Annotated in this window: 12 protein-coding genes; 9 read left to right on the forward strand and 3 right to left on the reverse strand. The window is 65.9% G+C overall.

Annotation, left to right across the window (positions count from 1 at the left end; genetic code table 11):
- Nucleotides 1-44 precede the first annotated feature (44 nt).
- The 5 genes from EDF47_RS18665 to EDF47_RS18685 are packed head-to-tail and all read left to right on the forward strand — an operon-like array spanning nucleotide 45 to nucleotide 4553.
- Nucleotides 45-1229 carry a glycosyltransferase gene (locus EDF47_RS18665; RefSeq protein WP_243698108.1) on the forward strand — a complete coding sequence of 395 codons (1185 nt, stop codon included), beginning with the start codon at nucleotides 45-47 and terminating at the stop codon, nucleotides 1227-1229.
- Between the two features lie 20 nt (nucleotides 1230-1249).
- Nucleotides 1250-2527, forward strand: a complete 1278-nt coding sequence (locus EDF47_RS18670) for a putative colanic acid polymerase WcaD (RefSeq protein ID WP_133939110.1) — start codon at nucleotides 1250-1252, stop codon at nucleotides 2525-2527.
- On the forward strand, nucleotides 2499-3164 hold the full coding sequence (locus EDF47_RS18675; protein ID WP_243834099.1) for a glycosyltransferase: 666 nt from the start codon (nucleotides 2499-2501) through the stop codon (nucleotides 3162-3164). Before EDF47_RS18670 ends, EDF47_RS18675 begins: the two co-directional genes overlap by 29 nt.
- Nucleotides 3164-3685 (forward strand): serine acetyltransferase, encoded by a 522-nt coding sequence (locus EDF47_RS18680; protein WP_131880676.1) that lies wholly within the window; start codon nucleotides 3164-3166, stop codon nucleotides 3683-3685. Before EDF47_RS18675 ends, EDF47_RS18680 begins: the two co-directional genes overlap by 1 nt.
- Nucleotides 3686-3698: 13 nt before the next feature.
- On the forward strand, nucleotides 3699-4553 hold the full coding sequence (locus EDF47_RS18685) for a glycosyltransferase (protein WP_243698114.1): 855 nt from the start codon (nucleotides 3699-3701) through the stop codon (nucleotides 4551-4553).
- On the opposite strand, the gene EDF47_RS18690 is transcribed toward EDF47_RS18685, so the two are convergent.
- The 3 genes from EDF47_RS18690 to EDF47_RS18700 form a co-directional block, all read right to left on the reverse strand.
- On the reverse strand, nucleotides 4530-5837 hold the full coding sequence (locus tag EDF47_RS18690) for an oligosaccharide flippase family protein (RefSeq protein WP_166673272.1): 1308 nt from the start codon (nucleotides 5835-5837) through the stop codon (nucleotides 4530-4532). The two genes, EDF47_RS18685 and EDF47_RS18690, sit on opposite strands and share 24 nt — an antisense overlap.
- Before the next feature lie 11 nt (nucleotides 5838-5848).
- A complete protein-coding gene (locus tag EDF47_RS18695) occupies nucleotides 5849-6682 on the reverse strand; it encodes an alpha-1,2-fucosyltransferase (protein ID WP_243698115.1) in 834 nt (277 codons plus the stop codon).
- A 73-nt stretch (nucleotides 6683-6755) separates the two neighbouring features.
- Nucleotides 6756-7244, reverse strand: a complete 489-nt coding sequence (locus tag EDF47_RS18700; RefSeq protein ID WP_347812849.1) for an acetyltransferase — start codon at nucleotides 7242-7244, stop codon at nucleotides 6756-6758.
- Nucleotides 7245-7471: 227 nt separating this feature from the next.
- Between EDF47_RS18700 and EDF47_RS18705 the strand changes: the two genes are divergently transcribed.
- From EDF47_RS18705 to EDF47_RS18720, 4 genes are read left to right on the forward strand one after another with little or no spacing between them, the layout of a single operon-like run.
- The gene (locus EDF47_RS18705; protein WP_131880823.1) at nucleotides 7472-8719 is read left to right on the forward strand and encodes a glycosyltransferase family 4 protein; all 1248 of its coding nucleotides are present in this window, start codon (nucleotides 7472-7474) and stop codon (nucleotides 8717-8719) included.
- Entirely contained in the window at nucleotides 8716-9744 is a 1029-nt protein-coding gene (gene gmd / locus EDF47_RS18710; protein WP_131880686.1) for a GDP-mannose 4,6-dehydratase, read from the forward strand. Before EDF47_RS18705 ends, gmd begins: the two co-directional genes overlap by 4 nt.
- On the forward strand, nucleotides 9744-10715 hold the full coding sequence (locus EDF47_RS18715) for a GDP-L-fucose synthase (RefSeq protein WP_131880688.1): 972 nt from the start codon (nucleotides 9744-9746) through the stop codon (nucleotides 10713-10715). Before gmd ends, EDF47_RS18715 begins: the two co-directional genes overlap by 1 nt.
- A 35-nt stretch (nucleotides 10716-10750) precedes the next feature.
- Nucleotides 10751-12571, forward strand: coding sequence for a DUF4012 domain-containing protein (locus EDF47_RS18720; RefSeq protein ID WP_133939116.1), 1821 nt, complete (start codon nucleotides 10751-10753; stop codon nucleotides 12569-12571).
- The last annotated feature ends 370 nt before the right edge of the window (nucleotides 12572-12941 follow it).

The raw sequence follows: 12941 nt of genomic DNA on the forward strand, positions 1-12941 counted from the left end.
CGTGAAGTGAACGGGGTCACTTCGGCCGAGGAGGGGCCGCTGAGATGACCGAGGTGCTCCAGATCAACGTTCGCCTCAGTGAGGGCGGCGCGGCCGGGGTCGCGCGCATCCTGCACGACGGCCTGCCGTCGCGTGGGATCGGCGCGAAGATCGCGTACGGCTATGCGAAGGGCGGAAGCCCGTCCCCGCTGGAAGCGGAGTACGGCGCTCTCCGACTCACATCGGCTCCGCGAGCCGCGCTCAATCTCGCTGCGCACCAGATCGTCGGGACCGAGGTGGTCCGCCCATCACGGTCGAGGAGAGCGTCCCTGCGACGGGCGGTGCGACAGAGCGACGTCGTCCACCTCCATGCCATCCACAGCTACATGATGCCGCCGACCGACCTTCTCTCGATGATCGCTGAGGAAGGGAAGCCCATCGTGTGGACCATGCACGACCAGTGGGCGATGACTGGGCGGTGCGCACAGCCCGGGACGTGCACCGGGTGGGAGGGCGGGTGTGACCCTTGTCCCTTCTTGACCGCGTACCCGCCCGCGAAGATCGATCGAGCGGCACCCACGTTCGTTGCACGTCGCCGGGCGATCGACGACGTTCGATCGAGCGTGCCCTTGCAGATGGTCGCCTGCGCCTCATGGCTGGCTGAGGAGATGGAAGCGGGCGGTCTCTCAGATGTGACCACCGTCACGAATTCGGTTGATCCGCGGTTCTGGAACATGGCCTGGGCGCAGCGTCCGGTCGATCACCGCTCCACTCCGGCACGGTTCCTCTTCATATGCCGAGACCTTCGTGACGCAGCGAAGGTCGACTGGAGCCTGTTGGAGGAGATCGCGCGGATAGCCCCCGGAAGGCTGACGGTAGTCGGCGACAATGCGCCGTCCCCCATCCCGAACGCCACCATGGTCGGAGCGATCACCGATCGCAGTGAGATGTACCGCCTCATGCGTGACCACTCTCACCTCGTGTTCTCGTCGACCGTCGACTACTACCCGTTGACCATCGTCGAAGCGCTCACGGCTGGCATGTCGGTTATCGCGGCGGAGTCCAGAGCCGCTCGCGAGTTCGGGTGGTCGTCGAACGTGACGGTTGTGGATGAACGTCGTCGATGGGCAGACGCCATCGCGTCGGCCGTCCCCAGCAACCCGGTGTCGTCGACCGAGCTCGCTGGCTTTTCTCCCGACAGGATGATCGACGAGTACGTCGACGTCTACCGGAGAGTGCTCGCCGCATGAGCAACGGTTACCGAGCCTTCGTGAGTCTCCTGACCACCGCGTTCGTGCTCCTCGAGCACTTCCAGGTCGGCAAGGTCGGCGACTACCCGATCACGATGGGTCTGTTCCTCGGGATAGTGCTCGTCATCAGCGTCAGCACCACGTTGGCGATGAGCAACGTCGTCATCGCCCTGGGGATCGCGGTGGTCCCGAACGCGTTGGTGCAGATCGCTGCTCCTTCGACGCGTGAAGGTTCGTCGTCCTTCTTCCAGACCTTGGCTCTGTTCGTGTTCGCGGCCGTCGTCATCGGACAGTGCAGACGGGGCACCATCCGACCGGCAGCAGTCCCGGCCATGCTGCGCGGGGCATTCTTCGCTCTGGTCATCGTCGTCGCGCTCTGCGTGCTCCAGGTCGCGACGGGCGCACGAGGATCAGTCCAGTGGTTCAATCCATTCGGGGAACACCAGTACCTCTACGAGTACGACCCACACCTCGAGTTCAATCCGATCCCGCGCGCCGCCGGCTTCTACCTCGAGCCGTCGTACGCCGCGTTCGTCATCGGCTCCCTTGCCGTCGCGCTGCTGGCGCAGGGGTACCGGAAGGCCCCGGTCTGGGTGCTCGCCGGAGCAGGTCTCCTCGCTGTTCGCTCCGCAACCGGGTTGATCCTCTTCGGCGTGGTGGCCCTGATGGTCATCTTCGTCGGGAAGAGCCGCCTGAAGGTCGTTGCACTGATCGTCTTGGCGGTGCTGACGTCACTGGCGCTGCCGTACTTGTCGGGGAGGTTGGACTCGACCTTCACCACCGGTTCGAGTGCCTACTACCGATTGATCGGCCCGCTGCAGATCCTCGGTGACACGCTCGTGCACTTCCCGCTCGGGCATCCGTACGGCTCACTGCGGAACACCGTCGCGGACTACGGCATCCTCAACGGCGTGGCTGCGGGCGACTCCCTCGACAACGGCTTCTACGTGATCGTCTTCTACTTCGGTTGGCTCGGTCTCATCGCGTCCATCGCCTTGGCGTCGTGGGCGCTCGTCGGCTTGGCGCTTGGACTGCGAACCGGATCGGTCGCGCAGGCGGTGCTCCCGTTCTGGGCGGTCGGGAGTCTTCTCTTCTCAGGTGGCATCATGTTGCCGGAGTACGTATTCACCCTTTGGTTGGTCTTCGCCACCCGGCACCAACGCCGATTCGTGATCCCAGGAGAGAGCGGTTCTGCACTTGCCCCCGAAGCTGTCGATCATCACCGTGACGTTCCAGGACGACGAAGGCCTGCGGCGGACGGTCGCTTCGTTGGAGACCCTGCTCCACGAATCGGGTGATAGTTGTGAGCTCGTCATCGTCGACGGCGGGATGTCACCCGGTACAGCTCGGCTCGTGTCGGATCTCGGACGATCGGTTCGGCTGATCTCTGAGCCCGACACCGGCATCTACGACGCGATGAACAAGGGCATGGCCGCGGCAAGCGGCGACCACCTCTGGTTCCTCAACGGCGGCGACGAGAGCCTCGTCCGATGGTCGCAACTGTCCGCGGTCCTCGACGCGCACGAGGCTGCGGTGATCCTCGGGGACTTCGTCCTAGCAGCGGCCACTCGGGACCAGACCCGCGCGTCTCGACCCGCTCGTTCGATGTGGCACGCCTTGCCGACTTCGCATCAAGCTATCTTCTACCCGCGAGCGGCGATCACGGGTCGCTACGACCAGAGCTTCCGGGTAGCCGCCGACTACGACTTCACGGCGAGGCTGTATGCCTCGGGAGTCCCATTCGTCGTCGAGCACATCGTGGTCGCTCGTTTCCACCTTGATGGGACGTCCACGCAGCACGGCAAACTGATCGGCGCCGAAGCACGTCGGGTCCAGCGCGAGACATTGTCCGTGCACCCCGCCGTGTCCGTCGTGAGCGGGCTCCGTCATCGCGCGGCACGCAGGTACCGGTCCATGCTCTCGAGAGGACACTGATGTCGTTCTACGACAGCGTCACCGCCAAGCAGGAGGAAGCCGCCCTGTTCGGCGGACACCCGTGGCTCCTGCAGCCCGGCTACTGGGCGCTTCGGGTGTACCGGTTCGGCAGGTACACGCTGCAGGTCAGGGGCATCCGAGGGAAGTTCCTCCACGCGTTGTCCTTCGTGCTTTACAGCGTGGTTCGACTGGTGACCGGGATCGACATCCCCCGGACGGTCGAGATCGGTCCACGATTGATGATCCACCACTTCGGCGGGATCATCGTCCATCCGCAAGCGCGGATCGGGGCTGACTGTGTGCTGCGGCACGGAGTCACGATCGGAGAACGCCGCGAGGGCGGCGGGGTACCGGTCATCGGGGACAGCGTGACCTTCGGCGCGTACACCCAGGTGTTCGGGCCGATCCGGGTCGGTTCCGGTGCGACGCTCGCTGCGATGGCGGTCGTTGTCGATGACGTGGAGCCTGGAGTGACAGTCATCGGCGCCCCCGCGAGGCCTGTGGGCATGCGAGATGCCTAGGGTGTCGGTGATCATGCCCGCATGGAATGCGGAGCGTACGATCACGACAGCGCTCCGGTCGACGCTCAGCGCGATGCCGAGCGACGCGGAGGTCCTGGTGTACGACGATGCGAGCACGGACGGAACCCGCCGCGTCGTCGAGCGTTTCGCCGAGCGCTCGCGACGTGTGTCGTTGATCGAAGGAACGACCAACGTCGGTGCGGGAGAGGCTCGCAATCGGCTGCTCGACCGATCCGACAGCGAGTTCGTCGCCGCGATGGATGCTGATGACGTGTGCCTGCCCAACCGGTTCCTCGGGTACCGCCGCCAGGTCTCGGACGCTGACATCGTGTTCGCCCCGATCGCACGATTCGGTCAGACGTGGCGCGTGCACTTCCCTCGACCTGCATCGTTGTCACCGGCGGCGATGCCACTGGCGCTCCTCGCCCTGAACCCGGTGCCGCAGTCGACGATGATTGCTCGACGGGATTCGCTGGACGGGGCCGCGACGTACCGGCCTGGCCATGCCGAGGACTACGAGCTCTGGATGCGACTGGCTGCATCCGGCGTTCGCATCTCGTTCTCCTCCGTGCCGACGGTTGCGTACCGCCATCACCCGGAGCAGGCAACCTCGCAACCGGGCTACGGCGGGCAGGTGCGTGACAACAGAGACCTCGCCGCGTCGTACGTCGCGCTTGCGGAGTCGGTGCTCGGCGTCGACGTGAGCGACACGAGCACCGACCAGCTGCGTGCGAGGCTCGAACGCCGCATCGACGACGTGACGAGCAGGCGAGACCGCCGTCACCTCCGGCGGCTGGTGCGTTCTCCGTGGAGTTTCCCGCTCAGGACCACCAGAGGAGCGAGCTCACAGGAATCGGACCGCCAATAGGGCTGCCAGGACTGCCCACTCCACGACGATCTGTGCAACGGCGTACCTGAGCGGTATCGGCAGGAGCGAACGATGGAGCGTGGCCAGAGCAAGACCCTGGACGAGCGCACCAACTGCCAAGCCGATCAACGCGCCAATGGTGCTGTAGAGCAGTCCGAGAACGATGGCGAGCAGTGGCACGAGCATGAGGACGGCCAGGTTGAGGAGCGAGTGCCGGAGTTCCGCTTTGATCTGGAGCTTCCACGACATGAAGGAACTCAAGGTAAGGGATGGCAGGAGCAGCGCCATCGAGGAGATCATGAGCGCGACATGCACCCAGCCAGGGCCGAAGAAGACCTTCTCCAGGATCGGTGCGCCCACCGACAACACGATGGCTGCGACGAAGGTGACGACGTGGAGTGCTTGCCAGACTCGTTTGTCGAACGTGCCGTTGTCTCCGGGGAGCGCGGCACGGCGGGCCATGCGCTCGACGATCGCCCCTCCGAGGGACAGCTGGACCTGAGTGACCGGCGTGACGATCAACTGGTACGAGCGTGCATACGCTGCTGCCGCTCCGACCGGGAGTATGAGCGGCAACGTGCCCGAATCGATCGCTCGGCTCGCGTACGAAGCAACGTTCAGCGGCAGCACCTTGAGGCCGTACCGGAACGGGTTCGGCGCAGGGGCGGCCATTCCGGACGAGGAGCTGCTTGCGCGTCCTCGGAGGGTCCGTTGGCGACCGCGAGCTGAGAGCGCGAGCGTCAACAGGAGACGGACCACGGAGGTGAGAGCGAGTTGGACGCAGAGCACGGTCACGGAGTGGATCTGTGCCGCGAGGAGGATCGCGGCCGCGAAGCCGGCGACTGTTGCGCCCACGTCGGTAAGAGCGACAGTCGGGTAGCGGCGATGCACCATGAGTTCGCCGCGAAGCGGCTGAATGAGCGACTGGGTGACGAGCCCCGCGACCAAGATCAGCACGTCGAAGACCCGGGGAGGCCCCGTCGGGAGGTTCAAGAACGAAAGGACGAACAACGCTGCGGTCAGCGCAACACCACCTGCGGTCGCGCTCACCGCCGAACTGGACCACGCCGCTCGTCGGAGCGGGCCGGAGACCCCGTGTACGAGCAGGAAACCCATGGCTGAGAAGTCCGTGGCCAGCGCGGCCATCGTGTAGACGAACACGAAGACGGCGAACTGCGCGTAGCTCGCGGGCCCGAGCTCGCGCGAGAGCACGGCGAAGGCCGCCAACGAGGCGACCAAGGAAAGCGCCTGGCTCGCCGGGAGCCACCCGAGCGACAGGGACATGCCGAATCGTCTCATGCGTTCGGCACGGAGACCCATCCAGTGCGCCGCAGGTTTCCCGGGCGATCGAAGAACCACGTGCTCGGGGCCGCGACCGGAACGTGGGAGGCGAGCTCAGCGGCCCACCACGAGAAGGTGCTGTTCGGTATGACCAGGGCGCTGGCGCGCGACATTGCCACGAGCGTGTCGAGCGGCGATTCGATGTCTTCGGGTCCGATGATGTTGCTGCGAGGGACGTCGAACTCGCGTTCGACCGCGGCGGGGTCATCGGTGAAGATGATGCTCTCGTCGATTGGGATCCCGAGCGCACGGCACGCGTCGTCGTAGTAGCGCCGGGAGAGCGTGCCGAAGGTGCGCTGCGCGGCAGGAGAAGTCGTGTAGTCGCCACGGCGGACGTGCAGAACGGGTCGGTTCGCTGACGCAGATCCCGCCGAGACAGCGTTCCGGTACGCAGCGAGGAGGGCAGTAGTTGCGTCCGTCGGCAGAGCGAGTGATGCCGCATCCTGGAAGAACCCGATGTTGAACGTTCCGGGCCGGAAGGCGGAGGGTAGCGTCTCGGGGTCGCTGAATACCGTCGTCAGCGATCGATCGCGGGTCTTCGATCGGCGACGGCCCCTCCAGTCGTACGGCTGACCGAGCCGGAAGTCCTCTCTCGAGCTTGTCAGCGCTGAAGAGGGGAGCAAAGCACCGAGCTCGAACTGCCGGAGACGGTCGCGACCGAAACTGCTCCCTGAGACCAGGAGGGTTGCGGGATGTTCGGACAGGGTCAGGCCGGCGTTCAACTGGAAGAGCTGGTTGCCGAGGCCCCCTTGCGCCCACAGGACGGAAGCGTCCCTCAGTCGAGTCACCAAGAGGTCATTCCTTCATCATCGCATCGGTCTGGTTCCGTTCGCACCGCATCCCAGCCAGAGTTGACAGGAGTCATCGATCTCCGAAGCGCACGCCTGTCACCCGCGCGGGGTTTCCTTCGAGGACGCTGTTCGCGGGACTCGTCCCGGAGACCAATGACATCGGCTTCACGAGGCACGACTCGCCGAGTCGCGTGCCACCGAGCACCATGCAGCGCGAAGTGATCCAGGTGCCGGCTCCGATCTCGATCGGGCGCGTGATCAACGCCATGTCGGTGCGGTGGGCATGGCTCCCGGTCGTGAGGAACGCCTCCTGCGAGATGACGACGTCGTTCTCGACCCGGATGTGGTCCTGATTGTGGAACCACACACCTTCGCCGATCCAGCAGTCGTCGCCGATGTGGAGCTTCCACGGGAAACGGACACGCATCCGCGGTCGCATGATGACGCGGACCCCGATCTCCGCGCCGAACAGCCGCAGGACCTTCGCTCGGAGCGAGGAGCTGATCTGCCAGGGATTGGTCACGAACAGCAGCTCGGCAACGGCCCACAGGTACACCATCCCCTTGCCCCGGCTCCACGACGTCCGTTCACCTGGAGCTGACTTCAGCGGAATGACGGGCACTTTCGCGTCCGACATCATGGCCCCCGCCTCTCTGCGCGCCCGAGTACGCGTTGCGCCGATGCTACCGGCTGGCGGGCGGCCCGGCGGCGCCGCAGGTGCGCCGACGCCGGATCGGAATCCCTTGCAACTGTTATGGTCGCCCCATGCGGCGCGGGGCAGTTCTCATGGTGGGCCTGAACTTCCCCCCTGAGCCCGCCGGGATCGCTCCTTACAGCGGAGGGCTCGCGAGCGGGTTGACGGCGTCCGGTGTCGACGTCAGCGTCATCACGACCTTTCCGCACTACCCGGCCTGGAGCTTCGGAGACGCACGTCCACCGTCGTCTGCAGTGACGACCGAAATTGGCTGTGCGGTGCACAGACTCCGCCATCGGCTCCCGGCCCGGCCCGGTGGTGTGAGCAGACTGCTGTCCGAGGTGAGCTTCGGGTTACACGCCGTTTCCCGCCGCTGGGCGCGGCACGACGTCCTCGTTCTCGTGTCTCCCGCTCTGTTCAGTTCGGCAATCGCACTAGTGCGTGCCCGCTTGTTCTCGCGAGGAACCCCCGTCGTGACTTGGGTCCAGGACATCTACTCGCTCGGCCTCCGCGAGACAGGATCGGGTACCGGGCCGGCTGAGCGCTTCGTCGCTGCGATCGAGCGCTGGGTCCTCAAACGGTCATCGACAGTCGTGGTCATCCACGACCGGTTCATGGAGACGGTCGTCGAAGAGTTCGGTGTGCCGGCGTCGCGAGTGACCGTCATGCGGAACTGGACCCACGTCGAGCCGCCCGAGTTCGTCGACCGAGTCGGGGCTCGTGCGTCGCTCGGCTGGGCACCGGACGAGACGATCGTCCTTCACGCGGGGAACATGGGTGTGAAGCAGGGCCTGGGCAACGTCGTCGAAGCAGCTCGCTCCGTTCAGGACAGAGGTCTTCCCATCCGTTTCGTCCTCCTCGGTGACGGAAACCAACGAGAGTCCTTGCAGCAGCAGGCGGCTGGGATCGACAGCCTGCAATTCCTTGCGCCGCTCCCTGACGACGAATTCGCCGCTGCACTCAACTCCGCAGACGTTCTCCTGGTCAATGAGGCACCCGGCATCTCCGGCATGGCTGTCCCCAGCAAGCTGACCACCTACTTCGCGACCGGCGTTCCGGTGCTCGCCGCGTCGGACGAGGGGAGCGTCACTCGAGCCGAGGTGCTCGCTGCGAACGCAGGGATCGTTGTCGATGCGGGCAGGCCGACTCGGCTCGTGGACGGCGTGCTCTCGCTCATCCGAGACCCGACTGCGCGGGAGCGGTACGGAAGGGACGCTCGGAATTACCGAGCGGCTCACCTCACTGCGGCTGCTGCGATCGATCGATTCAAAAGTATTCTTCATGTGCTCCTCCCAGACCGGTTCGAATCCGGTTCTGCCGACAAGACAGGGACCAATTGACGAAGCGCGCGCTCATCACGGGCATCACCGGACAGGACGGCTCGTACCTGGCTGAGCTGCTGCTCCGCAAGGGGTACGAGGTGCATGGCCTGATCCGTCGCGCCTCGACGTTCAACACCTCGCGGATCGACCACCTCTACGTCGACCCGCACGAGTCGGGCGCGAAGCTGTTCCTGCACTACGGGGACCTCGGCGACGGTGCACGACTCGTCAGCCTCCTCAGCGAACTGAAGCCGGACGAGGTCTACAACCTCGCGGCGCAATCACACGTGCGGGTGTCGTTCGACGAGCCGGAACACACCGGTGACGTGACGGGTGTGGGCACGATGCGCATGCTCGAAGCGGTCCGGGTCTCCGGCATCCACACGCGCTTCTACCAGGCGTCCTCCTCCGAGATGTTCGGGGCGACCCCGCCGCCGCAGAACGAGGAGACGCCGTTCTGGCCGCGTTCTCCGTACGGTGCAGCGAAGGTCTACAGCTACTGGGTGACCCGGAACTACCGCGAGGCGTACGGCATGTTCGCGGTGAACGGCATCCTGTTCAACCACGAGTCGCCGCGACGTGGTGAGACGTTCGTCACCCGGAAGATCACCCGAGCAGTCGCGCGGATCAAGGCCGGCTTCGAGGACCACGTGTACCTCGGCAACCTCGACTCCGTCCGCGACTGGGGGTACGCCGCCGAGTACGTCGAGGGCATGTGGCGGATGCTGCAGGTCGACGAGCCGGACGACTTCGTCCTGGCGACCGGCGGTGACTTCACGGTCAAGGACTTCCTGACGACCGCGTTCTCCCACGCAGGCCTGAACTGGGAAGACCACGTGCGCTTCGACGAGCGGTACCTGCGACCGAGCGAGGTGGATGCGCTGGTCGGTGACGCGTCGAAGGCCAAGGAGAAGCTCGGCTGGGAGGCGACGGTCGACACCGCCGAACTGGCGAGGATCATGGTGGACGCGGACATCGCCGCCCTCGAGCACGAGGGCAGCCCGTGGATCGACACCGTCCGACTCGAGAGCTGGGGATCCTGATGACCACGACCGACTTCACTCCCGGTCCGATCAACCGGGCGGACCGCGTCTACGTCGCGGGACACCGCGGTTTGGTGGGCTCGGCGGTCTGGCGCAAGCTCGAGTCGGAGGGCATCACCGACATGGTCGGGCGGAGCTCCTCCGAGCTGGACCTGAAGGACCGCGGCGCCGTGTTCGCCTTCTTCGCCGAGCAGCAGCCGAAGCACGTCGTGCTGGCGGCAGCCAAGGTCGGCGGGATCATGGCGAACAACACCTACCCGCACGACTTCCTGAGCGAGAACCTGCAGATCCAGGTCAACGTGATGGACGCGGCTGTGGAGCACGGCGTCGAGCGGCTCGTCTTCCTCGGGTCGTCGTGCATCTACCCGAAGATGGCCGAACAGCCGATCCACGAGGACGCGCTCCTCACCGGGCACCTCGAGCCCACCAACGACGCGTACGCGATCGCCAAGATCGCTGGCATCCTGCAGGTGCAGGCCGTCCGGCGGCAATTCGGGCGCCCGTGGATCTCGGCCATGCCGACGAACCTCTACGGCCCGGGCGACAACTTCTCGCCCACCGGTTCGCACGTCCTGCCGGCCCTCATCCGCCGGTACGACGAAGCGGCACGAACGGGTGCGGCGCGCGTGGAGAACTGGGGGACGGGCTCGCCCCGTCGGGAGTTCCTGCACGTCGACGACATGGCGGCGGCGGTCTTCCACCTGATGGAGCACTACGACGGTCCGGACCAGGTCAACGTCGGGACCGGGTCCGACGTCACCATCAAGGAGATCGCCGAGACGATCGGCAGGATCGTCGGCTTCACCGGTGAGACGGTCTGGGACACCACCAAGCCGGATGGCACGCCGCAGAAGCTGCTCGACGTATCCAAGCTCGCGGATGCCGGCTGGACTGCGCAGATCGGCCTCGAGGACGGTCTGCGGAGCACCATCGACTGGTACCGCGAACACGTGGACACCGTGCGTCAGTGACGTGGGCTGGACACGGGGAACCGTAGGATCGCGTCATGTCCGACCTGCCCGAGTCGCGACGCACTGCAGCACACCGGGGATCCAGGGCCCGGATCGTCTTGTGGATCGTCCTCGCCCTCGTCCTGCTGCTCATCCTCACCGTCGCCTGGGTGGGAGTACGTGGTGCGCTCGCGAAGGGACACCTCGAACGAGCGGTCGGTGACGTCGACACACTGCGCTCCCAACTCACCGGTGGCGACACCGCCGCCGCGCAGAAGACCGCGAAGCACCTGGAGCGTGAAGCGGGGGCAGCTCGTTCGTTGACGGGTGATCCGATCTGGGGGGCCTCGCAGAACGTCCCGTTCTTCGGGGCCAACCTGCGCGCAGTCCGCCAAGTCTCCGTCGTCGTGGACGATGTTGCCCGGAACGCGGTGACCCCGGTCGCCGACGTCATCGGCGGTCTCGGAACCGACTCGTTCGCGCCGAAGAACGGCAAGGTCGACCTGCAGCCGATCGTGGACGCGCAGCCGGCCGTCGCGACGGCGACGACGACCCTGGCACGGGCGGACCGCGATGCGGACGCGATCGACACGAGTGACACGTTGTCCCCGGTGACGACCGCGGTTGCCGAGCTGCGGAACGCGTTGTCGTCCGCCTCTGCGCAGGTGACCACCGCGAACCGGGTCGTGCAGCTCGCGCCGGCGATGCTGGGCAACGACGGTGAACGGAACTACCTGCTGTTGTTCCAGAACAACGCCGAGTTGCGCGCGGGTGGCGGGATCCCGGGGGCCGTGGCGCTCCTCCAGACCGATGACGGTGCCATTCACCTGCAGAACCAGACGTCCGGTGGCTCGTTCGGTCCGTACGCGCAGCCGATCCTGCCGCTGACCCCGGACACGACTGGTCTGTACGGCAGCATCACCGGGAAGTACATGCAGGACGTCACCCTGACCCCGCGTTTCGACGTCTCGGCGAAGCTCGCTCGGGCCATGTGGAAGCAGAAGTTCGGCGAACAGGTCGACGGCGTGCTGGCGATGGACCCGGTGACGCTGAGCTACATCCTCGAGGCCACCGGCCCGGTGAAACTGCCGACTGGAGACACCTTGACGTCGGACAACGCGGTCAAGCTCCTACTGAGCGACGTGTACGCGAGGTACCCGGACCCGGTCGTGCAGGACGCCTTCTTCGCCTCCGCCGCCAGCGCGGTGTTCGACAAGGTCGCGAGTGGTGACTTCGACCCCCAGCAGTTCGTCTCCGCCCTGAGCCAGAGCACCGGCGAGGACCGACTGCGCCTGTGGAGCGCGGACCGGGCCGAGCAGCGCCGCATCAGCGGTACCGCTGTGGCCGGCGAACTCCCGACCGAGTCGGCGTTGTCACGAGAGTTCGCGGTGTACCTGAACGACGGCACCGGCTCGAAGATGGACTACTACCTCGAGAAGACCGTGTCAGTCGGCAGCTCAGTGTGCCGGAAAGACGGTCGTCCCACGTCGGTCGTCGAGGTCACCATCAAGAACACTGCACCCGCCGACGCCGCGACGAGCTTGCCCGAGTACGTCACGGGTGGCGGCGACTTCGGTGTGGAGCCGGGCAAGATCAAGACCCTGATCGCGACCTACGCGCCCGAGGGCGCGATCTTCCTCGGCGCAACCAAGGACGGCAAGACGACCGCTGTGCAGACGGCGACGGATGGCGGACACCCCGTGGCGCAGTTGCAGACGCTGCTCGCACCGGGCCAGAGCCTGACCTACCGCGTTGCCTTCCTCGGCGCGAGCAAGTACGCGAAAGCCCCCGTGCAGGCGAGCTCCACCCCGGGTGTCCGGCAGTCCGAGGCCAAGCCGATCGCGTTCGAGTGTGACCAGCCTCTCGCCGCCGGGTGAGCCCGCCGTCCCGTTAACGCGGATCGCGTGACCCCACTCCGGGGGTGATCGATCGCGGCTGTCCGACGTCACAGGCTGGTGATGCGGCGGTCAGGATTCGTGGGGTGCGACTGAACGTTCGCCTGACCTGGGATTTCCTCGTCGGATTCAGCCCGATGGCATCATGACGGCGACTCGGTCGCGCGCTCGTCCGGAATGAACACATGACGACCAATGACCGAAATCCACGCCATCTGGTACCGAGCTGTGAAAGTCCGGTAGATTGAGACAACTTCGCCATCACAACCGCCAGTTTCTTGGCCGGGGACAACCACGGGCGGATCAGCGGGCTCTGGGTGTCAGGGTCTGGATCTTCAGATCTTTAGGGGAA

It is taken from the genome of Curtobacterium sp. PhB190 (assembly GCF_004365385.1).
Classification (GTDB): domain Bacteria; phylum Actinomycetota; class Actinomycetes; order Actinomycetales; family Microbacteriaceae; genus Curtobacterium.

Coding starts and splice junctions, on each gene's coding strand:
- EDF47_RS18680 (WP_131880676.1), top strand. CDS start 3,164: ATGTCGTTCTACGACAGCGTCACCGCCAAGCAGGAGGAAGCCGCCCTG.
- EDF47_RS18700 (WP_347812849.1), bottom strand. CDS start 7,244: ATGGTGTACCTGTGGGCCGTTGCCGAGCTGCTGTTCGTGACCAATCCC.
- EDF47_RS18690 (WP_166673272.1), bottom strand. CDS start 5,837: ATGTCCCTGTCGCTCGGGTGGCTCCCGGCGAGCCAGGCGCTTTCCTTG.
- EDF47_RS18685 (WP_243698114.1), top strand. CDS start 3,699: ATGCCCGCATGGAATGCGGAGCGTACGATCACGACAGCGCTCCGGTCG.
- EDF47_RS18720 (WP_133939116.1), top strand. CDS start 10,751: ATGTCCGACCTGCCCGAGTCGCGACGCACTGCAGCACACCGGGGATCC.
- EDF47_RS18715 (WP_131880688.1), top strand. CDS start 9,744: ATGACCACGACCGACTTCACTCCCGGTCCGATCAACCGGGCGGACCGC.
- EDF47_RS18705 (WP_131880823.1), top strand. CDS start 7,472: ATGGTGGGCCTGAACTTCCCCCCTGAGCCCGCCGGGATCGCTCCTTAC.
- EDF47_RS18665 (WP_243698108.1), top strand. CDS start 45: ATGACCGAGGTGCTCCAGATCAACGTTCGCCTCAGTGAGGGCGGCGCG.